Annotated in this window: 19 protein-coding genes and 1 tRNA gene; 12 read left to right on the top strand and 8 right to left on the bottom strand. The window is 70.2% G+C overall.

Translation table 11 applies throughout. The features are described 5' to 3' along the window. Positions 1-30: 30 nt before the first annotated feature. Together ABZ297_RS06910 and ABZ297_RS06905 are read right to left on the bottom strand one after the other, a co-directional pair. Complete coding sequence (locus ABZ297_RS06910; protein ID WP_355340588.1) at positions 31-1,272, bottom strand: hypothetical protein; 1,242 nt, start codon at positions 1,270-1,272, stop codon at positions 31-33. Continuing rightward, positions 1,269-2,915 (bottom strand): serine/threonine-protein kinase, encoded by a 1,647-nt coding sequence (locus ABZ297_RS06905; protein ID WP_355340836.1) that lies wholly within the window; start codon positions 2,913-2,915, stop codon positions 1,269-1,271. The genes ABZ297_RS06910 and ABZ297_RS06905 overlap by 4 nt, the downstream gene beginning before the upstream one ends. Before the next feature lie 91 nt (positions 2,916-3,006). Here ABZ297_RS06905 and rsmA point away from each other — a divergent pair, with 91 nt between their 5' ends. The 3 genes from rsmA (at position 3,007) to ABZ297_RS06890 (ending at position 5,469) form a co-directional block, all read left to right on the top strand. Further along, positions 3,007-3,846 (top strand): 16S rRNA (adenine(1518)-N(6)/adenine(1519)-N(6))-dimethyltransferase RsmA, encoded by an 840-nt coding sequence (gene rsmA, locus ABZ297_RS06900; protein ID WP_355340833.1) that lies wholly within the window; start codon positions 3,007-3,009, stop codon positions 3,844-3,846. Between the two features lie 32 nt (positions 3,847-3,878). Next, entirely contained in the window at positions 3,879-4,061 is a 183-nt protein-coding gene (locus ABZ297_RS06895; protein ID WP_355340585.1) for a hypothetical protein, read from the top strand. Between the two features lie 811 nt (positions 4,062-4,872). Continuing rightward, the gene (locus ABZ297_RS06890; protein ID WP_355340582.1) at positions 4,873-5,469 is read left to right on the top strand and encodes an NlpC/P60 family protein; all 597 of its coding nucleotides are present in this window, start codon (positions 4,873-4,875) and stop codon (positions 5,467-5,469) included. Positions 5,470-5,494: 25 nt separating this feature from the next. On the opposite strand, the gene ABZ297_RS06885 is transcribed toward ABZ297_RS06890, so the two are convergent. Then, positions 5,495-5,812, bottom strand: a complete 318-nt coding sequence (locus ABZ297_RS06885) for an arginase family protein (RefSeq protein WP_355340830.1) — start codon at positions 5,810-5,812, stop codon at positions 5,495-5,497. A 188-nt stretch (positions 5,813-6,000) separates the two neighbouring features. Here ABZ297_RS06885 and ABZ297_RS06880 point away from each other — a divergent pair, with 188 nt between their 5' ends. Further along, complete coding sequence (locus tag ABZ297_RS06880; RefSeq protein ID WP_355340579.1) at positions 6,001-6,903, top strand: 4-(cytidine 5'-diphospho)-2-C-methyl-D-erythritol kinase; 903 nt, start codon at positions 6,001-6,003, stop codon at positions 6,901-6,903. A 244-nt stretch (positions 6,904-7,147) separates the two neighbouring features. Continuing rightward, positions 7,148-8,944 carry an ABC-F family ATP-binding cassette domain-containing protein gene (locus ABZ297_RS06875; protein ID WP_355340576.1) on the top strand — a complete coding sequence of 599 codons (1,797 nt, stop codon included), beginning with the start codon at positions 7,148-7,150 and terminating at the stop codon, positions 8,942-8,944. Positions 8,945-9,265: 321 nt separating this feature from the next. Here the strand turns inward: ABZ297_RS06875 and ABZ297_RS06870 are convergent, their stop codons facing one another. Further along, entirely contained in the window at positions 9,266-9,766 is a 501-nt protein-coding gene (locus ABZ297_RS06870) for a MarR family transcriptional regulator (protein ID WP_355340573.1), read from the bottom strand. Between the two features lie 56 nt (positions 9,767-9,822). Between ABZ297_RS06870 and ABZ297_RS06865 the strand changes: the two genes are divergently transcribed. The 4 genes from ABZ297_RS06865 to ABZ297_RS06850 are packed head-to-tail and all read left to right on the top strand — an operon-like array spanning position 9,823 to position 13,695. After that, positions 9,823-10,611 carry a trans-aconitate 2-methyltransferase gene (locus tag ABZ297_RS06865; protein WP_355340570.1) on the top strand — a complete coding sequence of 263 codons (789 nt, stop codon included), beginning with the start codon at positions 9,823-9,825 and terminating at the stop codon, positions 10,609-10,611. Positions 10,612-10,621: 10 nt separating this feature from the next. Continuing rightward, positions 10,622-10,978 carry a VOC family protein gene (locus tag ABZ297_RS06860; RefSeq protein ID WP_355340567.1) on the top strand — a complete coding sequence of 119 codons (357 nt, stop codon included), beginning with the start codon at positions 10,622-10,624 and terminating at the stop codon, positions 10,976-10,978. Between the two features lie 54 nt (positions 10,979-11,032). After that, on the top strand, positions 11,033-12,508 hold the full coding sequence (locus ABZ297_RS06855; protein ID WP_355340563.1) for a CYTH and CHAD domain-containing protein: 1,476 nt from the start codon (positions 11,033-11,035) through the stop codon (positions 12,506-12,508). Next, entirely contained in the window at positions 12,505-13,695 is a 1,191-nt protein-coding gene (locus ABZ297_RS06850) for a cytochrome P450 (RefSeq protein WP_355340560.1), read from the top strand. Before ABZ297_RS06855 ends, ABZ297_RS06850 begins: the two co-directional genes overlap by 4 nt. On the opposite strand, the gene ABZ297_RS06845 is transcribed toward ABZ297_RS06850, so the two are convergent. From ABZ297_RS06845 to ABZ297_RS06830, 4 genes are all read right to left on the bottom strand, one after another. Continuing rightward, complete coding sequence (locus ABZ297_RS06845) at positions 13,670-14,500, bottom strand: NUDIX hydrolase (protein WP_355340557.1); 831 nt, start codon at positions 14,498-14,500, stop codon at positions 13,670-13,672. The two genes, ABZ297_RS06850 and ABZ297_RS06845, sit on opposite strands and share 26 nt — an antisense overlap. Continuing rightward, positions 14,493-16,553 carry an RNA degradosome polyphosphate kinase gene (locus tag ABZ297_RS06840; protein WP_355340554.1) on the bottom strand — a complete coding sequence of 687 codons (2,061 nt, stop codon included), beginning with the start codon at positions 16,551-16,553 and terminating at the stop codon, positions 14,493-14,495. The genes ABZ297_RS06845 and ABZ297_RS06840 overlap by 8 nt, the downstream gene beginning before the upstream one ends. 131 nt (positions 16,554-16,684) lie before the next feature. Continuing rightward, positions 16,685-17,551, bottom strand: a complete 867-nt coding sequence (locus tag ABZ297_RS06835) for a TetR family transcriptional regulator (protein ID WP_355340551.1) — start codon at positions 17,549-17,551, stop codon at positions 16,685-16,687. Between the two features lie 79 nt (positions 17,552-17,630). Then, positions 17,631-18,569 carry an acyl-CoA desaturase gene (locus ABZ297_RS06830; RefSeq protein WP_355340548.1) on the bottom strand — a complete coding sequence of 313 codons (939 nt, stop codon included), beginning with the start codon at positions 18,567-18,569 and terminating at the stop codon, positions 17,631-17,633. Between the two features lie 232 nt (positions 18,570-18,801). Here ABZ297_RS06830 and ABZ297_RS06825 point away from each other — a divergent pair. The 3 genes from ABZ297_RS06825 (at position 18,802) to ABZ297_RS06815 (ending at position 21,420) form a co-directional block, all read left to right on the top strand. Next, a tRNA-Gln gene (locus ABZ297_RS06825) sits at positions 18,802-18,873 on the top strand. A gap of 121 nt (positions 18,874-18,994) precedes the next feature. Continuing rightward, positions 18,995-20,446: a bifunctional UDP-N-acetylglucosamine diphosphorylase/glucosamine-1-phosphate N-acetyltransferase GlmU gene (gene glmU / locus ABZ297_RS06820; protein WP_355340545.1), complete on the top strand. Its 1,452-nt coding sequence runs from the start codon at positions 18,995-18,997 to the stop codon at positions 20,444-20,446. Then, positions 20,443-21,420 (top strand): ribose-phosphate diphosphokinase, encoded by a 978-nt coding sequence (locus ABZ297_RS06815; protein WP_355340542.1) that lies wholly within the window; start codon positions 20,443-20,445, stop codon positions 21,418-21,420. Before glmU ends, ABZ297_RS06815 begins: the two co-directional genes overlap by 4 nt. The last annotated feature ends 186 nt before the right edge of the window (positions 21,421-21,606 follow it).

The following is a 21,606-nucleotide window of genomic DNA, read 5'->3' as shown; positions in this document are numbered from 1 at the left end:
CGCTGAACTGCCACTGGAAGGCGGCCCGGGTCAGCTGCCGCCCGCCAGCGCCGCGCCGAAGTCGGCCCCCTTGGGCGGGGCGAGCGGCCGCAGGTCGCCTGCGTTGCGGCCGGCCGAGGAGACCCTGCCGTAAGGCGGCGCGTCGGGCTGGCCCACGTACAGTCTGTTGCCGCTGAAGGCCACCGACCAGCCGAACAGCCCCTCGCCGGAGGGCACCTTCCTGTCGTCGTCCGGGTTCCGCAGCGAGACCACCCTGACGCCCCCGCCGTACGGCGAGCCGATCGCCAGCCTGCCGTCGGAGGAAGCGGCCAGCGAGAAGCCGAACGCCTCCTTGGCGTCCGGCCTGATCGTCCTGCCGGGGCGCAGGTTCTGGTCGAGCAGCTGGACGTAACCCGCGCCGGGCGCGCTCGCCGCCACCGTGCCGTTGGCGTAGGCGACGGCGTAGCCGTACCTGTCGCCGCTGGACCTGCTCGGGGAGTCGGCCTTCACGGCGGTGAGCCGGGGCGCCAGGACGTCCCGGATGAGGGTGATCGAACCCGAGTCGACCTTGCCCACCCCGACCTGGCGCCCGGCGCCGTCGTCGTTCTCGTACGGGACGCCGACGACCAGGCCGTCGCCCTCCGCCAGGGCCAGCGACCAGCCGAACTGGTCGCCGACCTCGCCGTTGCCGGGGACGCCCGCGGAGTCCTGGCTGATCCTGCGCAGCCGCCCCTCGCCCTTGCGGACGTAGACCGAGCCGGCGTCGGCCAGCTGGGCCTCGTCCTCGTACGGGGCGCCGATCGCGAGCAGGTCTCCCCGGGCGGCCAGCGACCAGCCGAAGTGCGCGTCACGCTGCGGCTCCGGAGCGGTGAGGCGCTGCGGTGGCGCCGCGCCCCCGCCATAAAGGACGTAGACGGCTCCCGCGTCCGTGACGCCGTTGACGTCGGCGTAGGGCGCGCCGACGACCAGGTCCGCGCAGGCGTCGCCGTTGACGCGGGTCAGCGCCACGGACCAGCCGAACGCGTCGCCCGCCGCCGACTCGGGGCCGACGACCGGGACGACCTTGTCGCCGGACAGGACGTGGACCGCGCCCTTCTGCCCGTTCCCGAACGGGTCGCCGACGGCCACGTCGTCCACTCCGTCGCCGTCGAAGTCGCTCGTGCCCGAGCACGCCGTGTCCACCACTGCGGCCGCCACTGAGGCCACCACTGAGGCCACCGCTGCGGCTGTCGTCTGGGGCACGAGGGCGAGGGTGGCGGCCATGGTCAGCAGGAGGGCCGGTCGGATCCTCATAGTGTGACCTCGATCTGCCTGCCTCTGTCGAGCATGGTCGCCGACAGCCGCGCCGGTCTGCGGTAGAGCGGCACGTCGAAGACGAACTCGCCGTCGATGCGGCCACCGGGAACGATCACGTCGGGTAACGCGACGGGGGCCGGGTCATGGCGTCCGCCCTGGTCGTCCACGAGCGAGACCGTGGGGTTGCCCAGCTGCCTGCGTTCCCCGCCGGGGTTCAGCATGGTCCAGCGGACCACGCAGAGCTGGCCCTGGGTCTGCTGCCTGCCCTGGTACTCCTTCAGGCCGCACTGGGGGGCGTCGGCCACGATCACCTGCGGGTCGTCGAAGGACTCGCCGAGCGCGAACCTGTGGCCGAGGTCGTTCGGCTGCGCGGCGGCCGTGGGCTGTGGCCGGGCGGGAGTCGCGCTGTTGCGTCCGGACGAGAGGATCAGCAGGCCTGCGGTGACCGAGATGGCGAGCACGGCCGCGGCGGCGGCGATCAGCCAGCGGCTGCTGAGCGAGCGCCGGGGGGCCGGTCCGGCGGCAGGCTCGGCGGGGGTGAGCCGCTCCTGGCGTGCGCGTTCGTCCCGCAGCGCCTGGTCGGCGCGGGCGAGTTCGTCCCGCGCGGCCTGCTCCTCGCGCCGCGCCAGCTCGGACGCGCCCTGCCTGCCGTGCGCCGGGTCCGTCGCGGGTGTCTCCGGGGCCATGGTGTCGCTCGGAGGTGGGGTGGCGAAGGTGGCGGTGATGTCGGGTTCGTCCACCACGTTCTGCGGCGGCTGCCACTCGGTGAGCAGCTCGGTGGCGACCAGGGTGGGCGGGTCGGCCTGCGCCGCGACCGGCGCGCCGCCGACCAGGGCGAGCAGCAGGTCCTGGGCGCTGGGGCGGTGGGCGGGGTCCATCGCCGTGGCCCGCCGTACCAGCTCGTTCAGCGGCGCGGGCAGCGCGCCCAGGTCGGGGGCGGTTTGCAGCACCCGCGTGGCCAGCGTGATGGGGTCGCCGCGGCCGAACGGATGGCGTCCGTTGCCCGCGTACGTGATCAGGCAGCCCCAGGCGAAGATGTCGGCGGCGGGCGTGACGGTCTGGCCGCGTACCTGCTCGGGGGCCCACCAGCCGGGGCTGCCGAGCAGCTCGCCGGAGAGCGTGAACCCGGTCTCCCTGTCGAGCGCCCTGGCGATGCCGAAGTCGATCACGCGCGGGCCCGACAGCGAGAGGATCACGTTGGCGGGCTTGAGGTCCCTGTGGACCAGCCCGGCCACGTGGATGGCGGCCAGCGCCGCCGCCACGCCGAGGGCGACGCCGTGCAGCGGCCCCGGCTCCAATGCGCCATATTTCGCGATTTGTGCGGATAACGGGGTGCCCGCGATGTATTCGGTCACCATGTACGGCCTGCCGTCCCCGGTGTCGCCGTTGTCGAGCACCTGGGCCGTGCAGAAGGACGCCACCCGCCGCGCGTTGTCGACCTCGGCGTGGAAGCGCGCCGCGAAGCCCTCCTGGTTGGCGAACTCCGCCTTCACCACCTTGACCGCGACGAACCGTCCCGTGGGGGCCTTCGCCAGGAACACCGTGCCCATGCCGCCCTCGCCGAGCCGGCCGAGCAGCCGGTACGGGCCGATTTCCCGGGGATCCCGGGGGCGGAGCGGCGCGGCGCCCGTTGGCTCCATGAGCGACGTCCCTTCGTGTTCCACGCCATCCTCCCCTTTGATCCCCCCGCCCGCCATCGCAGGTTCTTCGATGCGGGAGACTTATTGGATGATGAGGCTGTTGGGCCCTGCGGAAATACGTACTTTGGCGGACAAGCTAGATCTTCGTCCGACCAAGAAGCTGGGGCAGAACTTCGTTATCGACGGGGGAACCGTCCGGCGGATCGTCCGCGTGGCCGACCTCACGCCCGATGACGTGGTGATCGAGGTCGGGCCGGGCCTCGGCTCGCTCACCCTCGCCCTGCTGCCCAGCGCCTCTCATGTGGTGGCCGTCGAGATCGACCCCGTACTGGCGGCGCAGCTTCCGATCACGGTGGGGGAGCGCGGGCTGTCCGACAGGCTGACGGTGGTCAGGGCCGACGCGATGAAGGTCACACCCGGCGATCTGCGCGGGCACACGCCCACCGCCCTGGTGGCCAACCTCCCGTACAACGTGGCGGTGCCGGTCGTGCTGCACCTGCTCGAAGCCCTGCCGTCGCTGCGCAAGGGGCTGGTGATGGTGCAGTCGGAGGTCGCCGACCGGCTCGCCGCGGGCCCCGGCTCCAAGGTCTACGGCGTGCCGTCGGTGAAGGCGGCCTGGTACGCGGACGTCCGCAGGGCGGGCCCCGTCGGGCGCACCGTCTTCTGGCCGGTGCCGAACGTCGACTCGGGCCTGGTCTCGCTCACCCGCCGCGAGCCCCCGGCGACGACGGCCTCCCGCGAGGACGTGTTCAAGGTCATCGACGCCGCCTTCGCCCAGCGCAGGAAGACCCTGCGGGCGGCCCTGTCGACGTGGGCGGGCTCGGCGGCGGGGGCGGAGCAGGCGCTGCGCGCGGCGGGGGTCGAGCCGTCCACCCGCGGGGAGCAGCTGGACGTCGAGGCGTTCGCGCGGATCGCCGAAGCCAGACCCTAGCGGTCACCCGCGGGGCTGCTGCACCCCGCGCTTTGAAGGTGGCCTTCGCCTGCTCCGACATCCTCGGCCCGACGCGCTCGTCCCGCAGCAGCTCCAGGCTGCCCGGATCGCCGGTGACCGCTTCGATGAAGGTGAGCGTGCTGACCACGAACGCGTCGTACGAGGCGATCCTGGCGGCCGTCTCCTCGGCGCCGTCAGGGCCGGCGTCGGAGTAGAGGTGCGCGAGCCCGTCGACGCCCGCGTCGAGCGCGATGATCGCCTCCCGCGCGGTGACCGTGTGCGCGATGGCCTTGAGCCCCGCGGTGTGCGCGGCCTCGACCAGCACGGCGGCGAGCTCCGGGCTGAGCGCCGGCGCGGTTGCGTCCACCGGATCTGGCTCGATCAACAGCGAAACGCCCCCTCTGATTGTGGATAACTCGATGCTGTCCACAGAACCTCGCTCGGTTCCGCGGCCGCCCGCCCCGCTCAATGATCCTGGGCCTCCGTTCCCTTACGGCACAGGAGGCACCCATGACCCGGCTCTCTTCCATGAGCGTCACGATCGGCGGCGGGCTCGTCGCGGGGCTGACCGCGTTCTCGTACCCCGCGTCGGCGTCGGCTTCCGATGAGCGCATGTGCTTCGGTGTGATCGCGCTCGACCGAATGTCGAGGTACTCGGAAGACCTCTTCGTCCTTCCCGGGAAGGGCTCCCGAAGAGGGGCGCTCGTCCGCATCGTCCTGGTTCTACCGCCGGAAGACTGCGCGAGCACCCCACAGAGCAGACCTGGCCGCAGCGACGCCTTCGACCCACCAGACCTCTCGACCTCCGCCACCGTGCCAACATCCGCCACGCCACCGCCGCCAGGGGCCACCTCACCAGCGACCGGGGTCACTCCACCGTTGACCAGGTCCGCTCCGCCACTGATCACGGCCATGCCACCGTCGCTCATCATCACGGCCACTTCGCCGCCGACCGCGGTAAGCACTCCACCCGGGCCCACTGTCGCAACTCCACCCACTTCACCGGCCACGGCGGCCCCGAAGGCCGTGACGGCCACTCCAGAGAGCGCCGCCAACGCGGACAGCACGAACCTTCCAGGGAGTAGGCCCACCCCCGAGAGCTCCACCCCCGAGAGCTCCACCCCCGAGAGCTCCACCCCCGAGAGCTCCACCCCCGAGAGCACCGCCACCCAAGAGAGCGCGACCACCCCAGGCAGCACGGCGTCCAGGCCCACAAAGGGCGAGGTGGCAGCCGCCGCAGCCCTCCGCCAGCTGGGAGTCCGCTTCTCCTGGGGCGGAGGCTCTTCCACAGGCCCTACGAAAGGCGTGGGCAGGGGAGCCGCCACAACAGGCTTCGACTGCAGTGGCCTGACCCTCTACGCATGGTCCAAGGCCGGGATACGGCTCGGCCACTACACGGGCACCCAGTTCCGTCAGGGCCACAAGATCCCCTTGGACGACCTCCGCAAGGGCGACCTCGTCTTCTTCGGCGGCGGCACAGGCGACCCCACCCACGTGGGCCTCTACCTGGGAGAAGGCGTGATGGTCCACGCCCCCAAAACGGGTGACGTGGTCCGGCGAACCCGTTTCGTGGGCTCGCCCTACTACGGCCCGCTCTACCGAGGCGCCATCCGCCCAGCCTGACCCCTGAACGCCCGCTGGGGCGGCATCACGACGACACAAACCTCCCCACCGCATCCAGACGCGCCCCTGGTAGGCGACGGCCCCCGTCCCCACCAGACCGGGGCGCGGGAACCTGGTGGTGACAGGTCCTTCGCTGCCGGGTCCGGCCTGACAGCAGAGGGGCCAGCCCTGTGAGGTCAGTTCTTGGCGCAGACCGTGGCCAGCGCCCGCACCAGCGGAGCGAGCAGCTCCTGGTCCTCCGGCCTTCACGGGTGAGGGCGCGCAGCACCATGCCATGGAAGGCACCGGAGGGCGACGAGGAGGGAGTGTTGAGATCACCATGAGCGTCGAACCAGACGACCACCAGCCGGTCGCCGAACCGCCGGCGAGCGGCCGTGATCGGCGTCCAACTCGACGCCGCAGTCCCCACCAGCTGGTCCTTGGGGTCTTCTGCTTTCCTGTCGCTCGTGTAGGAAAAAGGCCAGGTAGGTGCGCGGGCCCCGATACGATTCAGAGTCCCCTGATTCCAGGCTAGAGAGTGGCAGCAGATCGATGAGTTCGGTGACCGTACGGGTGCCCGCGAAGGTCAACGTGCAGCTTTCCGTCGGCCCGCTCAGGGAGGACGGCTACCACGACCTCGTGAACGTCTTCCACGCAGTGTCGATCTTCGACGAGGTGGTGGCCAAGGAGTCCGAGGGGATGACAGTGTCGGTGGTCGGCGAGTGGGCCGACCAGGTGCCGGTCGACGACGGGAACCTGGCGATCCAGGCCGCCCGGGCCCTCGCCAAGCACGCCGGGCGCACGTACGGAGCCGAGCTGGTCATCCACAAGGCCATCCCGGTGGCTGGGGGCATGGCCGGTGGAAGCGCCGACGCGGCCGGTGCGCTGGTGGCGTGCAACGAGCTGTGGGGTCTGGGCCTGCCGTTGGAGGACCTCATGGAGATCGCCGCCGATCTCGGCAGCGACGTGCCGTTCTCGCTGCTGGGGGGCACGGCGGTCGGCACCGGACGCGGTGAGCAGCTGAGCCGGCTGGCCACGGGCGGCCTCTTCCACTGGGTTTTCGCCGTTGCCGAAGGCGGCCTCTCCACGGCCAAGGTCTACGCCGAGTGCGATCGGCTGCGCGCCGAGACGGGTGCGGACGTCCCCTGGCCGGAGCTCGACGAAGCCCTCCTGGCGGCCCTCCGCGCCGGTGACGCCCCAGCCTTGGGTGCTCGTCTCGCCAATGATCTCCAACTCGCCGCTCTCACGCTGCGTCCCGACCTGGCCGACACCCTCGACGAGGGCCGTCGGCACGGCGCGCTTGGCGCCCTCGTCTCTGGTTCCGGCCCCAGCTGCGCGTTCCTCGCCGGCGACGCCGACCACGCCCGCGACCTCGCCACCACCCTGTCGCAGTTCGCGGGCTGCCGTGCCGCGGTCCCCGCCCACGGCCCGGTCCCGGGCGCGGCCGTCCTCTGATCGCTCACCATCGGGGCCACCGAGTGCTTGCGGCAGGCGCCGATCCGCGCAGGCGGTGAAGGACACCCTTCGGGGGCGGTTGCGCGTGTCGGATATCGATCCAGGCGGGACATGGTCCGGTGGCCTGAGGTCGGTGCCTGGCTCGGCGGGTGGCGGGCCGTACCCCCCTGGGGATCGGTGCCGCCAAGGTGGACGGAGCTGGGCTGGGCGGGAGGTGGGTGGGAGCCGATACCCTTGGAGGGACATGAACCTGGTCAATCTCGAATCCGTCTCCCACGCATACGGGCCCAAGCCGCTGCTCAGTGATCTCTCCCTCGGCGTCGGGGCCGGTGAACGCATCGGCGTCGTCGGCCGCAACGGTGGCGGGAAGACCACGCTGCTGTCGGTGATCGCGGGAGATGTGCGTCCCGACAGCGGGCGCGTCACGCATACCCGCGGGTTGAGGGTCGGGGTCCTCTCCCAGCAGGACGTGCTCGATCCGTCCGTGACCGTGCGGGAAGCAGTCCTTGGCGGACGTGCCGAGCACGAGTGGGCGGGCGATCAGGGCGTCCGCGAGATCCTGTCGAGCCTCATCGGCGACCTCGACCTCGACGCCCAGGCCGGTGACCTGTCCGGCGGCGAGCGGCGGCGCACGGCGCTCGCCAAGCTGCTCATCGACGAGCACGACCTGATCATGCTCGACGAGCCCACCAACCACCTCGACATCGAGGCCATCGCCTGGCTCGCCGCGCACCTCTCGGGCAGGAAGAGCGCCCTGGTGGTGGTCACGCACGACCGGTGGTTCCTGGACGCCGTGTCCACCAGGACGTGGGAGGTCGTCGACGGTCGGGTCGAGCGGTACGAGGGGGGATACGCCGCTTACGTCCTGGCCAAGGCCGAGCGCGCCCGCATCGCCCAGGCCGCCGAGGAACGTCGCCAGAACCTCATGCGGAAAGAGATCGCCTGGCTCCGTCGCGGCCCGCCCGCGCGCACGTCCAAGCCGAAGTTCCGGATCGAGGCCGCCCAGGCCCTGATCGCGAACGAACCGCCGCCCCGCGAGAGCGTGGAGCTGATGCGGTTCGCGGCCGCGCGCCTCGGCAAGACCGTGTACGACCTGGAGGACGTCACCCTCCACGCCGGAGGCCCCGGCAGCGGCCCGCTGGTGCTCGACCGGACGACGTGGCAGTTCGGCCCCGGCGACCGCATCGGACTGATCGGCGTCAACGGCTCAGGCAAGTCGTCGGTGCTCAGGCTGCTCGCCGACACGGTCAAGCCCGACGCCGGGCGCGTCGTCAGGGGCAGGACGGTGCGGTTGGCGCACCTGTCGCAGGAACTGGCCGAACTCGACCCCACGCGCAGGGTGCTGGAGACGGTCGAGGAGGTGCGCAAGTACATCCAGGTCGGCCAGAAGGAGTGGTCGGCCTCGCAGCTGCTTGAGCGGCTCGGATTCAAGGGCGACGCCCAGTGGAAGGTCGTCGGTGACCTGTCGGGCGGCGAGCGCAGGCGGCTGCAGCTTCTCAGGCTCCTCATGGACGACCCCAACGTCCTGCTGCTCGACGAGCCGACCAACGACCTGGACATCGAGACGCTCAACGAGCTCGAGGACCTCCTGGACGCCTGGCCCGGCACGCTCGTCCTGGTCAGCCACGACCGCTACTTCCTCGAGCGCGTGACGGACCGCGCGGTGGCCCTGCTCGGCGACGGCACCCTGTCGTTCCTTCCGGGGGGCGTCGACGAGTACCTGGAGCGCCGTGCCGCCGGCACCGCCCTCACGGCCCGCGTCGCCGTGGGCGCCGCCCAGCCGTCGGACGCGCCCGCAGCCTCCCAGTCGGCGGCACTGTCGGCCAAGGAGGAGCGCGAGCTGCGTAAGGACCTCAACCGCCTGGAGCGCCAGCTCGACCGGCTCGCCAACGAGGAGGCCAAGCTCCACACCGCCATGGCCTCCGCGGCCAGCGACTACGCCAAACTCGGCACCCTGGACGCCCAACTGCGGGAGATCCACGCCCAGAAGGACGCCGTCGAGGCCGAATGGCTGGAGGTAGCCGACCGCCTCGGCGAATAACCGACCCGCACAACGAGGACGCCACCGCCCCAGCACCCCTGGGCCGGTGGCGTCCTCGTTGTGTGCACGATGAACGCGGCCGGTGACAACATCTCACCGCCGCAGCGGGGAGACGAGGGACTCCGGAGCTGGTGGCGGTGCGGTGGAGGGCTCTGGAAGCGGGTGTCGGCGCGGCGAAGCAGACGGTCAAGAACGCGTCGTAACGGCGAGAACCCCGTGAGCCTTCACGACCGGCGCTCGACAGTCGCCCGCCCACGACGGCGGCGCGGGCAATGTGGCCGTGCCGTAAAAGAAAGTGCCCTTAAAAGAGTCCGAAAGGGGTTAGGTGTCGAAGGGGGCGAGGAGGGTGCGGAGGAGGGAGGAGAGGGTGCGCTGGTCGGTGGGGCCGAGGCTGGCGAGGAGGGCGTGCTCGCGGCGGAGGAGGTCGGCGAAGGCGGCGTCGACGCGTGCCAGGCCGGTGTCCGTGAGGGAGACGAGGACGCCGCGGCGGTCCTCGGGGTCGGGACGGCGGCGGACGAGTCCGGCCTGGGCGAGGCGGTCGATGCGGTTGGTCATCGTGCCGGAGGTCACTAGGGTGGCTTTGAGCAGAGCTCCGGGGCTGAGTTCGTAGGGCCTGCCGGCTCGGCGCAGAGCGGTGAGAACGTCGAACTCCCAGGGCTCCAGGTTGTGCTCGGCGAACGAGGCTCGCCTGGCACGGTCAAGGTGCTTGGCCAGTCGCGAGACGCGCGACAGTACTTGTAGGGGTTCGACGTCCAGGTCGGGGCGTTCCGACCGCCAGGCCGCGATCAGTCTGTCGACCTCGTCCTGCGGATCCTCTGTCATGACACAAAGTGTACTGTCTTGACATCGAGATATCTCTCTCGATATCAATTATCTTCATGTCGAGAGATATCTGGGACCCCGCGACCTACTCCCGGTACGCCGACGAGCGCTCCAGGCCGTTCTTCGACCTGGTCTCGAGGGTGCGAGCCGACGATCCCGATTATGTCGTGGACGCGGGGTGCGGCACCGGAGAACTGACCGCCACGCTGGCCAACCGCTGGCCGAAGGCGACCGTGGACGGCTTCGACGGTTCCCCGGCCATGATCGGGAAGGCTCGAGAACTCGACGCGACTCCCCGTTTCACGGTCGCGGACGTCACCACGTGGCGTCCCGACAGGCCGGTGGACGTGCTGGTGTCCAACGCCGTGCTGCAGTGGGTGCCCTCACACCGGGACGTGATCGGGCACTGGGTCGAGGCGCTCGCGCCGGGCGGGTGGCTGGCCTTCCAGGTGCCGGGGAACTTCGACGCGCCCAGCCATCTGGCGATCCGGCAGCTCTGCGCCTCGAAGGAGTGGTCCGACCGGCTCGGCGACTTCGACAAGGGGCGGCCGGTCGGGGACCCGGTCGAGTACCTGGACCTGCTGAGCGGCCACCGCTGCCAGGTCGACACCTGGGAGACGACGTACGTGCACGTGCTGCAGGGGGACGATCCGGTGCTCAACTGGATCTCCGGGACGGCACTGCGGCCGATCTTCGACAGGCTGGCCCGGGACGAGCAGAAGCGGTTCACCGGGCAACTCGCCGACCTGCTGGCCGCCGCCTACCCCGCCAGGACCTACGGCACGCCCTTCCCGTTCCGGCGCGTCTTCGTGGTGGCCCGAAAGGGCAGCGAGGGCGAGAGCTGAGGAAGGGGACGTGGTGGCTTTGATCAAGGCGTTGCATCATGTGCTGTTGGCCGCGCCGGCTGGGAGCGAGCCGTTGCTACGGGAGTTCTACGTGGGCGTCCTCGGCCTCCGGGAGGTGCCCAAGCCGCCCGAGCTGGCCGCCCGAGGTGGCGCCTGGTTCAGGGGCGAGGGGGTCGAGGTCCATCTCGGCATAGAGGACGATTTCCGCCCCGCGCGCAAGGCGCACCCGGCCTTCCTGGTCGATGACCTGGACGCGTTCGCCGCCAGATTGCCCGACGCGGTGCCCGACGACCTCTTCCCGGGCTTCCGACGCATCTACATCACCGACCCGGTCGGAAACAGGATCGAGCTCCTGCAATCCGTGTGATGTTCACCCATCAGTGGCATGATTGTCCCGAAATCGAACTCTTTGTGAGGTGCCGTGAGCATAGAGATCGAGGACAAATTCGACGTCCAAGCCGACTACACGGTGCCGGACCTGACCAAGCTGGGCGACGTCGCGGGGCCGAAGACCTATCAACTGGTCGCCCTCTACTACGACACGCCCGATCTGCGGCTGGCCGCCCGGGGGATCACGCTCCGGCGCAGGCGGGGCGGCGCCGACCCCGGCTGGCATCTGAAGCTCCCCAAGGCGAAGGGCGTCCGCCAGGAGATCACCCACCCGCTCACCCGGAGCACCAAGGTCGTCCCCGAGGAGCTCTCCGAGCTGGTCCGCGCCTTCACACGCGGCGCGGAGCTGGTGGCGGTCGCCGAGCTCGAGACGCGCCGCAGCGTCACGCTCCTGAAGGACGGCGGGACGGCGCTGGTAGAGATCGCGGACGACCAGGTCAAGGGCACCGTGTTCGGCGACGAGCCGAAAATCGAGCGCTGGCGTGAGGTCGAGGCCGAGCTGCTGGGCGGCGACCAGGCCCTCCTCGCCAAGGTCGGCAAGCGCCTGAGGAAGGCGGGCGCGAGCCCGTCGGACTCGTCCAGCAAGCTCGGCAGGCTGCTCGACCGGCAGCCCGCGCCCAGGGCGGGCACGGAGCCGGGAACGGCCGGGCACACGGTCGTCGACTACCTGGAGAGCCAGGTCGCCGCCCTCCTCGCCCAGGACCCCCAGGTACGGCGGGCCGAGGAGGACGCCGTGCACCAGATGCGGGTCGCCTCGCGCAGGCTCCGCAGCGCGCTCAAGGCGTTCAGGAAGATCGTGACCGACACCGTCCAGCTCCAGGACGAGCTGCGCTGGCTGGGCACCGTGCTGGCCGAGGCGCGCGACCTGGAGGTCATCAGGGCCAGGTTCGCGGGCGAGCTGGCACAGCTGGCCCCCGAACTGGTGACGGGCCCGATCCAGACCAGGCTCGGGGACGATCTGCACAGGCGCGAGCTGGAGGCGTACGAGCGGATCAAGCAGACGCTGAGCGGCGAGCGCTACTACGCGCTGCTCGACGCGCTCGACCGCCTGGTCGCGGAGCCCGCGCTGGGCAAGGCCGCGTCGGCGCCCGCCAAGGAGATGCTGAGCGGCGTGGCGTCCGCCAGCTGGAACCGGGTGATCAGGGCCTACGACACCGCGCAGGCGATCGACGACTACGAGCGGCGCCAGATCGCCATGCACGACGTCCGCAAGGCCGCGAAGCGGGCCCGTTACACGGCGGAGGCGTTGCAGCCGACGCTCGGCAAGCCGATGGCCAAGCTGGCCAAGCACGCCGAGGCGGTGCAGGAGGTCCTCGGCGCCCACCAGGACGGCGTCGTCGCCCAGGAGATGCTGACCAAGGAGGCGGAGAGCGCCCGCCAGGCGGGCGAGGACACGTTCACGTACGGTCTGCTGATCGGCCTCGAACGCGGGACGGCCGAACGCGCCGAGGCCGAGTTCCCTCACGTCTGGGCGGAGACCGTCGAAGCTGTTAGGAAGGTGATATGAGCGACCTTCCTGTCATACCCTTCGACCGGCGTGACCCGCTGGACGTGCCCGACGCCTACCGGGACCTGCGAGCCAAGGAGGGCGTCGCCAAGGTGCGTACCCGCACGGGCGACGAGGTCTGGCTGGTCAGCGGCTACGAGGACGCGCGCAAGCTGTTCGCCGACCCCCGGCTGGGCCGCTCGCACCCGGAACCGGAGAAGGCCCCCCGGCTGTCGAACTCTGCGCTGCTCGGCGGCCCGCAGGGCGAGGCGGCCACCGAGAAGGCCGACCACACGCGGATGCGCAAGCTGTTCATGCCGTCCTTCTCCGCCCGCCGGATGAAGGCGCTCAGCGACCACGTGGGCGCGCTCGTGGACGAGCGGCTGGACCATCTGGCCACCCTCACGCCCCCGGCCGACCTGCACGCCGAGCTCTCCTTCCCGCTGCCGGTGCTGGTCATCTGCCAGCTGCTCGGGGTCCCGTTCGAGGACCGGGAGTACTTCAGCGGCGTCTCCGCGGCCATGGCGGACCTCGGCGACGAGGCCAAGGGTGTCGCCGCCCGCGAGGAGCTGGGCGCGTACATGGCCGGGCTGATCGAGCGCAAGCGTGACGAACCGGGCGAGGACGTCCTGTCGGACCTGGCGCACGAGCTGGACGACGACGGCACGATCGCGCAGCTCGCGGGCGGGCTGCTGTTCGCCGGGCACGAGACCACGGTCAACCGCATCAACTACGGTGTGCTGCTCCTGCTCGCCAACCCCGACCAGCTGGCCCTGCTCAAGGCCGATCCGGGGCTGGCGCCGGCGGCGGTCGAGGAGATCCTGCGGCTGGCCGCGCCCAGCCTGCACGGGCTGCCGCGCTACGCGCACGAGGACATCCCGTTCGGGGACGTCACGATCCGCAGGGGCGAGGCGGTCGTGATCACGACGGGCGCCGCCAACAGGGACGAGCGGATCTTCCCCGACGCCGACACGTTCGACCTGCGCAGGCCGCCTGGCGACCCGCATCTGGCGTTCGGCTACGGGCCGCGCTTCTGCATCGGGGCCAGCCTGGCCCGGGTCGAGCTGGAGGCGGTGTTCAGCCGCCTGTTCCAGCGCTTCCCCGACCTGAGCCTGGCGGTGCCGTTCGAGGAGCTGCGGACCAACGACGACAAGCTCACAGGGGGTTTCGCCGAGCTGCCCGTCAGGTGGAGTGACGCTCCACGCTGACCACGCGGCGGCCCAGCCGGTGCAGCACGGCGAACGCGCCCTTGTGCAGGTGCACCTCCTCGCCGCTGAGCGCGTGGATCAGTTCGGGCAGCACCTTGCGGTGGCTGCACACGGCCGTGGGCGTCCGGAGGTCCCTGAGCAGGGCCGGGGTCTTCCTGGGGTCCTGGCTCTCCTCGCTGAGCAGCGGTTCGAGCCTGATGCTGGAACTGTAGGGCTCCAGGGTCTGGACACACCTGCGGCTGGGGGAGCTGATCAGCAGCTCGGGCTGGTAGGCGGGCAGAACCTGGGCGACGGTCGCCGCCTGGGCCTGCCCCTCGGAGTCGAGCGGGCGCAGGCCGTCGTCCCCCTGCCACTCCTGCCGCGACCCGGCGGCGGCGTGCCGGACCAGCACGAGGGGGACGGTGGCGAGCGGGGCCGCGGCCAGCGCGTGCAGCAGTCCCGCGTCCCACTCGTAGGTGAGCCGCTCGTGGGCCCGGTCGAGGGGGAGCCAGTGCAGCTCGTCCACCTCGACGCCGGGGACGAATCCGTCATCCTGCACGATCTGCGCGGCCCAGTAGTCGACGCGTTTGAGCCGGTTCTTGTGCAGGTAGTGGATGGGCGGCAGGGCGCGGCCGAGCACGGGGGTCAGCCCGGTCTCCTCGCGGACCTCGCGCAGGGCGGCGGCGATCAGATGCTCGCCGGGTTTGAGCTTGCCCTTGGGGAAGGTCCAGTCGTCGTACCGCGGGCGGTGGATGACCGCCACCTCGGGGCGCGACGTGTGACCGCGCCAGACGACGGCTCCGGCGGCGCGGAGCGGGTCAGTCATCAACGGTCCTCCAGCGGCGGGTGCCGATGAGGTGGCTCTGCAGGTCCTCGCCGGCGTGGCGGACCCAGGTGCCGTCGGAGTTCAGCCACCAGGCGTTCGTCGTGTCGGCCATGGCCAGGTCCATCAACTCGATGAGGTACGCCTTGTGCTGCTGCGCCGTCACCTTGACCAGCGACTCCACCCGGCGGTCCAGGTTCCTGCGCATCAGGTCCGCGCTGCCGATCCACACCTCCGGCCGTCTGCCCAGGCCGAACTCGTACACACGCGAGTGTTCCAGGAACCGCCCGAGGATGGACCGTACCCGGATGTTCTCCGACAGGTCCGGAATGCCGGGGCGGAGGATGCAGATGCCCCGCACCCACAGGTCCACCCGGACGCCCGCGCGCGAGGCCCGGTAGAGCGCGTCGATGATCGGCTCGTCCACCAGCGAGTTCGTCTTGATCCTGATGCGCGCGGGCCGACCCGCCTGCTGGTGGGCGATCTCCCGCTCGATCCTGGCCAGCAGCCCGCCGCGGAGCGAGTGCGGCGCGACCAGCAGCCTGCGGTAGGCGGAGTGGTTGGAGTAGCCGGTCAGGTGGATGAACAGGTCCGTGACGTCCTCGCCGACCAGCGGGTCGGCGGTGAGCAGGCCGAAGTCCTCGTACTGCCTGGCGGTCTTGGGGTTGTAGTTGCCGGTGCCGATGTGGCAGTAGCGGCGCAGCTCACCCGAGGGCTCCTGCCGGACGACCAGCGCGAGCTTGCAGTGCGTCTTGAGGCCCACCACGCCGTAGACCACGTGGCACCCGGCGCGCTCCAGCTTGCGGGCCCAGGAGATGTTGGCGTGCTCGTCGAAGCGGGCCTTGATCTCCACGACGACCACGACCTGCTTGCCCGCCTCGGCCGCGTCGATCAGCGCGTCCACGATCGGGGACTCGCCGCTGGTGCGGTAGAGGGTCTGCTTGATCGCCAGCACCCTGGGGTCGGTCGCGGCGGCCTCGATGAAGTGCTGGACGCTGGTGGCGAAGGAGTCGTAGGGGTGGTGCAGCAGGACGTCGCGCTCGCGCAGCATGGAGAAGATGTCGTCCTCGGCGTTCACGGCCTCGGCGGGGACGAACGGGCGGTAGCTGAGCTCGCCCCGGTCGAGGTCGGCGATCGCGTGCAGGCCGGTCAGGTCGAGCGGGCCGGCGATGCGGTAGATCTCGTGGGGGGCCACACCCAGCTCCTCCACCAGCAGGTCCAGCACCTCCGGGGTGATCGTGTCCTCGACCTCCAGCCGGACGGGCGGGCCGAAGCGGCGCTTGAGCAGCTCCTTCTCCAGGGCTTGCATGAGGTTCTCGGTGACGTCCTCGTCCACGTCCAGGTCCTCGTTCCTGGTGACGCGGAACACGTGGTGCTGGACGATCTCCATGCCCTTGAAGAGCTGGCCGAGATGCGCCGCGATGACGTCCTCCAGCGGGACGAACCGGTCCTTCGACGCGGTGACGAACCGGGGGAGCTGCGACGGGACCTTGACCCGGGCGAAGACCGTGTGGTCATCCTCCGGGTTTCTCACCACAACCGCGAGATTGAGGCTGAGCCCTGAAATATACGGAAATGGGTGGGCGGGGTCGACGGCGAGCGGCGTCAAAACCGGCCTGATCCGTTCCCTGAACAGTTTGCGCAGCTCCGTACGCTCCTCGCGGCCCAGGTCGTCCCACCTGACGATCTCGATGCCCTCGGCGGCGAGCTGCGGGCTGATCTGCTCGTGGAAGGCGGCGGCGTGCTGTTTGGCCAGCCCGTCGGCGACGGTGGCGATCCTGGCCAGCTCCTCGCGCGGCTTCAGGCCGCTCTTGGTCCGCAGCAGCAGGCCGGTCGCCATCCGGCGTTTCAGACCCGCCACCCGGACCCGGAAGAACTCATCCAGGTTGCTCGCGAAGATGGCCAGGAACCGCACCCGTTCGAGCAGCGGGAGCGAATCGTCCTCGGCCAGTTCCAGCACCCGCTCGTTGAACTGCAGCCAGCTCTCCTCGCGGTTGAGGAACCTCTCCTGGGGCAGCGGCAGGTCGTTTCCAGAGGACAGTGGTTCCGCGGACATATGAGAAATATGCCCTATTTGGTTGAACGGAACGTTAACTTAGCCGCAACGACTTGTTCTAGGAGTCGGGTCTACCCCAAGAAAACACCTCGTTCCGAGGGGGCGACGACTCCACTCCGGCCGGGAGCGCGTCAGTCGGGCTGGTCGCCCTGCTCCAGGCGGGCGGCGCGCTCGGCGAGCCTGGCCTCACGCTGGCGCAGCTTCTCCTCGCGCTCGTGGGCCTTCTCCGCCCCCTTGACCAGCCGCTCGCGCTCCTTCAGCTCCCGCACCCTGGCCTTCTCCGCCTCGCGCAGCTCCCGCTGCCGGGCCTTCTCGGCCTCCTTGAGCTCCTTCTCGCGGGCCTTCTCCAGCTCGCGCAGCTCCTTGTCGCTGGTACGCGGGATCGCCATGCTCGGGTGGGACCGGGTGGCCGCGGTGATCTCAGGCTGCGGGTTGAGCCCGGTCAGGCCGTTCCAGGCGAGGTTCACCAGATGGGCGGCGACCTCCTCGCGGCCCGGCTTGCGCACGTCCAGCCACCACTGGCCGGTCAGCGCCACCATGCCCACGAGCATCTGCGCGTACATCGGCGCGAGCTTGGGATCGTAGCCGCGGGATGCGAACTCGTCGGCGAGCACGTCCTCGACCTGGCTGGCGATCTCGCTGATCAGGCTGGCGAAGGTGCCGGTTCCGGACGCGGCGTGCGAGTCGCGTACCAGGATGCGGAAGCCCTCGCTGCTCTCCTCGATGTAGCGGAGCAGCGCCAGCGCGGCCCGCTCCAGTTTGATCAGCGAATGGGCGGCGGACAGCGCCTCGGTGATCATGGCGAGCAGCTTCTGCATCTCGCGGTCGACCACGACCGCGTAGATGCCCTCCTTGCCGCCGAAATGTTCGTACACCACCGGTTTCGACACCTGCGCTGTCGCCGCGATCTCTTCGATTGAGGTCCCGTCGAACCCCTTCTCCGCAAAGAGCGTGCGGCTGATGGTCACCAGCTGCTCTCTTCGCTCTCTACCGGTCATGCGCCTGCGAGATCGGGGTTCAGTCACGGTTTCCATAATGGCGGTGCCGGATGAATGACCGGTCGCCAAGGGGTTGGCATCAGCCAATGCGCTTCGCCGCCAGCCGTTCCGGAGTCGGCCAGCGCACGTCGTGGACCCAGCCCAGCCTCTCGAAGATCCGGATCAGCCCGGCGCTCAGGTCAATCTGCCCCTTGAGCGCGCCGTGCCTGGCACAGGTCGGGTCAGAGTGGTGCAGGTTGTGCCACGACTCGCCGAAGGACGGGATGGCCAGCCACCAGACGTTGCGGGACTTGTCGCGGACCTGGAACTCCTCCTCGCCGAACACGTGGCAGATCGAGTTGATCGACCAGGTCACGTGGTGCAGCAGCCCGATACGTACCAGTGAGCCCCAGAACAGCGCGGTCAGCGCGCCGTACCAGGACCAGGTGAGCAGCCCGCCGAGCACGCCGGGCAGCACGATCGAGGTGAGGGCCAGCGCGGGGAACCACTTGTGCAGCTTGATGACGTCCGGGTCGGTGGACAGGTCGGGGGCGTACTTCTCCCTGTTGGTGCGCTCGCTCTCGAACAGCCACCCCATGTGGGCGTAGAGCAGGCCCTTGGACAGCGACTTGAAGCCGGGGCCGAAGCGCCACGGCGAGTGCGGGTCGCCCTCCTTGTCGGAGAACTTGTGGTGCTTGCGATGGGTCGCCACCCAGTCCAGGACGGACATCTCCAGTGACAGGCTCCCCGCGATGCCCAGCGCGATCTTCAGCGGGCGGCTGGCCTTGAACGATCCGTGCGTGAAGTAGCGGTGCAGCCCGACGGTCACGCCGAGCCCGGAGACGGCGTAGAAGACGAACATGATCGCCAGGTCGGTCCAGCCGAGCCCCCACCCCCACGCGAACGGCACCGCGGCCGCGATCGCGATCAGGGGCAGCCCCACGACCAGTGCGAAGACGACGAGTTCGGCCTTGGTGCGCGGTTCAGGGTCGACATCGGGCTTCGGTTCAGGCGTCGGGCGGTCGGCGAGAACGGTCATGGACTACCTCTCACGACATGTATGGGGATGATTGTCTGGCTACGCCACCGTAACCTACGCCATCGTAAGTAAGGAAGCCCTAAGCTGCGAATGTTCGGAAGGTTACGTTCTGCCGGGCGACGTGAGTGGATTCCGCGCCTTGCGGGTTTTCGGATGCTCTGTTATGCGGGCGCGCACGCGGGCCGGGGATCGGTATCGTAGGGATGTGTCGGACCCAGCCGTGTCCGATTGGTCCCGGATCGTCTAATCGGCAGGACAAGTGGTTTTGGTCCACTTTGTAGGGGTTCGAGTCCTCTTCCGGGAGCTTTTCGGTCGTCCCCCCGAGCGACGGCGTTGAAGGTGGGCAGGTATCCTCACGGTGTCGGGAGGGTGGCGGTGCGGTAGCCGACCACCCTGAACCGTCCAGTCACAGGGAGCCTCAGTCCGTGAGTGTGCCGCGCCCGGCCGCCGTCATCGTCCTCGCCGCGGGCGAGGGCACCCGGATGAAGAGCCAGACCCCCAAAGTCCTGCACGAGCTGTGCGGCCACGCGCTGGTCGACCACATGCTCGCAGCCGCCAGAGACCTCGGTCCCGAGCAGCTGATCGTCGTCATCGGCCACGCGCGCGAACGGGTCGCCGCGCACCTGGCCCAGACCAGCCCCGACGCGCGGGCCGTCGTCCAGCGGGAGCAGCGTGGCACCGGGCACGCCGTCCGCACCGTGCTGGAGGAGGTCGGCGAGATCGCCGGCACCGTCCTCGTCACGTACGGCGACGTGCCGCTGATGCGCGCCGAAACCCTCGCCGCGCTGCTTGAGCAGCACGGCGCCGACGGCAACGCGGTCACCGTGCTCACGGCCCACGTGCCCGATCCGACCGGCTACGGGCGGATCATCCGCGACCCGTCCGGCGCAGTCCTGGAGATCGTCGAGGAGAAGGACGCCAGCGCCGAGCAGAAGGCCATCAAGGAGATGAACTCCGGCATCTACGCCTTCGACGGCTCGCTGCTCGCCGACGCCGTCAAGCGGGTGTCGACCGACAACGCCCAGGGCGAGGAGTACCTGACCGACGTCCTGTCGATCCTGCGCCAGGACGGCCATCGCGTCGGCGCGCACGTCGCGGCCGACTTCGTCGAGGTCGAGGGCGTCAACGACCGGGTGCAGCTCGCCTGGGCCCGCAAGGTGCTCAACCAGCGGCTGCTGGAGAGCCACATGCGCGCCGGAGTCACCGTCATCGACCCGGCCAGCACCTGGATCGACGTGGGCGTCGAGATCGAGCCCGACGTGGTCGTGCACCCCGGCACCCAGCTGCACGGCAGCACCGTCATCGAGGCCGGCGCCGAGGTCGGCCCGGCCACCACGCTCACCGACACCAGGGTCGGCGCGGGGGCGGTCGTCCGCAACGCCGTCTGCGACAGCGCCGAGATCGGCCCCGAGGCCAGCGTCGGTCCGTACGCCTACCTGCGGCCCGGCACCGTGCTCGGCCGCAAGTCGAAGGCCGGCACGTTCGTCGAGATGAAGAACACGCAGGTCGGCGAGCGGTCCAAAGTGCCGCACCTGAGCTACGCCGGCGACGCGACGATCGGCGACGACGTCAACATCGGCGCCGCCGTGATCTTCGTCAACTACGACGGCGTCAACAAGCACCGCAGCACCGTGCGCGACGGCGCGTTCGTGGGCTGCGACTCCATGCTCGTCGCTCCGGTCACGATCGGCGACGGCGCCTACACGGCGGCCGGGTCCGTCATCGACGGCGACGTCCCTCCGGGCGCGATCGGCGTGGCGCGCGCGAAGCAGCGCAACATCGAGAAATGGGTCTTGCGCAGGCGCGCGGGCACGAAGTCGGCTGCGGCGGCCGAAAGGGCGCTCGCCGAGCAAGAACAGCAGGAGAGTGGCACGTGACCAGCATCAAACAGCCCGGCGAGAAGAACCTCATGCTCTTCTCCGGCCGCGCCTATCCAGAGCTGGCCGAGGAGGTGGCCGACCACGTCGGCGTCTCCCTCACCCCGACCAGGCTGATCGACTTCGCCAACGGCGAGATCTACGCCCGCTACCTCGAGTCCGTACGTGGCTGCGACGCCTTCGTGATCCAGAGCCACACCGGCCCCATCAACCAGTGGATCATGGAACAGCTCATCATGGTCGACGCGCTCAAGCGGGCCTCCGCCAAGCGCATCACCGTGGTCATGCCGTTCTTCGGCTACGCGCGACAGGACAAGAAGGGCCGCGGCCGCGAGCCGATCACCGCCCGGCTGATGGCCGACCTGTTCAAGACCGCAGGCGCCGACCGGCTCATGTCCATCGACCTGCACACCTCGCAGATCCAGGGCTTCTTCGACGGCCCCGTCGACCACCTGTTCGCCATGCCGGTGCTCGAGAACTACCTGAAGAACAGGCTCGATCTGGCCAACACCACGATCGTCTCGCCCGACACCGGCCGCGTGCGGCTGTCGGAGCGCTGGGCCGACACGCTCGGCACGCCGCTGGCGTTCATCCACAAGCGTCGCGACCTCGACGTCGCCAACCAGGTGAAGGTCAGCGAGGTCGTCGGCAAGGTGCGCGGCCGCACCTGCGTGCTGATCGACGACATGATCGACACCGCCGGCACCATCTGCAAGGCCGCCGACGCCCTCTACGAGCAGGGCGCCACCAACGTGATCACGGCCGCCACGCACGCCGTGTTCTCCGACCCGGCAGTCGACCGGCTGAAGAACTCCCGCATCTCCGAGGTCATCGTGAGCAACACGCTGCCGCTGTCGGAGGAGAAGCGGTTCGACAAGCTCACGGTCCTGTCGATCGCGCCGCTCATCGCACGCGCGATCACCGAGGTCTTCACCGACGGCTCCGTCACGAGCCTGTTCGAGGGCGACACCTGAGCCGCTGCGGGACACCTGAACAGGCGTCCCGCGACACCCGAGCTGTCGCGGGGCGACGCCTGAGCAGGCGTCCCGCGACGGCGGCTCGGGGGGGGGGGGGGGGTTGGGCGCCCGGCCCGGGCGGGCGTGGGGGGTGGGCGCGGATACCCCGGCCGGCGCGGCGGGGGGGGGGGGGGGGCAGAAAAG

Origin of the sequence: Nonomuraea sp. NPDC005983, assembly GCF_040614375.1 — a bacterium.
Lineage (GTDB): Bacteria > Actinomycetota > Actinomycetes > Streptosporangiales > Streptosporangiaceae > Nonomuraea.
The sequence above is the reverse complement of the archived record's forward strand: the minus strand, read 5'-3'. Positions and strand labels throughout refer to the sequence as shown.

Excerpts from the sequence above, each read along its gene's own strand:
- ABZ297_RS06905 (WP_355340836.1), bottom strand. The coding sequence starts at position 2,915 with ATGGAGCCAACGGGCGCCGCGCCGCTCCGCCCCCGGGATCCCCGGGAA.
- ABZ297_RS06840 (WP_355340554.1), bottom strand. The coding sequence starts at position 16,553 with ATGTCCGCGGAACCACTGTCCTCTGGAAACGACCTGCCGCTGCCCCAG.
- ABZ297_RS06875 (WP_355340576.1), top strand. The coding sequence starts at position 7,148 with ATGAACCTGGTCAATCTCGAATCCGTCTCCCACGCATACGGGCCCAAG.
- ABZ297_RS06835 (WP_355340551.1), bottom strand. The coding sequence starts at position 17,551 with ATGACCGGTAGAGAGCGAAGAGAGCAGCTGGTGACCATCAGCCGCACG.
- ABZ297_RS06830 (WP_355340548.1), bottom strand. The coding sequence starts at position 18,569 with ATGACCGTTCTCGCCGACCGCCCGACGCCTGAACCGAAGCCCGATGTC.
- ABZ297_RS06850 (WP_355340560.1), top strand. The coding sequence starts at position 12,505 with ATGAGCGACCTTCCTGTCATACCCTTCGACCGGCGTGACCCGCTGGAC.
- ABZ297_RS06880 (WP_355340579.1), top strand. The coding sequence starts at position 6,001 with ATGAGTTCGGTGACCGTACGGGTGCCCGCGAAGGTCAACGTGCAGCTT.
- ABZ297_RS06910 (WP_355340588.1), bottom strand. The coding sequence starts at position 1,272 with ATGAGGATCCGACCGGCCCTCCTGCTGACCATGGCCGCCACCCTCGCC.
- ABZ297_RS06845 (WP_355340557.1), bottom strand. The coding sequence starts at position 14,500 with ATGACTGACCCGCTCCGCGCCGCCGGAGCCGTCGTCTGGCGCGGTCAC.
- ABZ297_RS06865 (WP_355340570.1), top strand. The coding sequence starts at position 9,823 with ATGTCGAGAGATATCTGGGACCCCGCGACCTACTCCCGGTACGCCGAC.
- rsmA (WP_355340833.1), top strand. The coding sequence starts at position 3,007 with ATGAGGCTGTTGGGCCCTGCGGAAATACGTACTTTGGCGGACAAGCTA.
- ABZ297_RS06870 (WP_355340573.1), bottom strand. The coding sequence starts at position 9,766 with ATGACAGAGGATCCGCAGGACGAGGTCGACAGACTGATCGCGGCCTGG.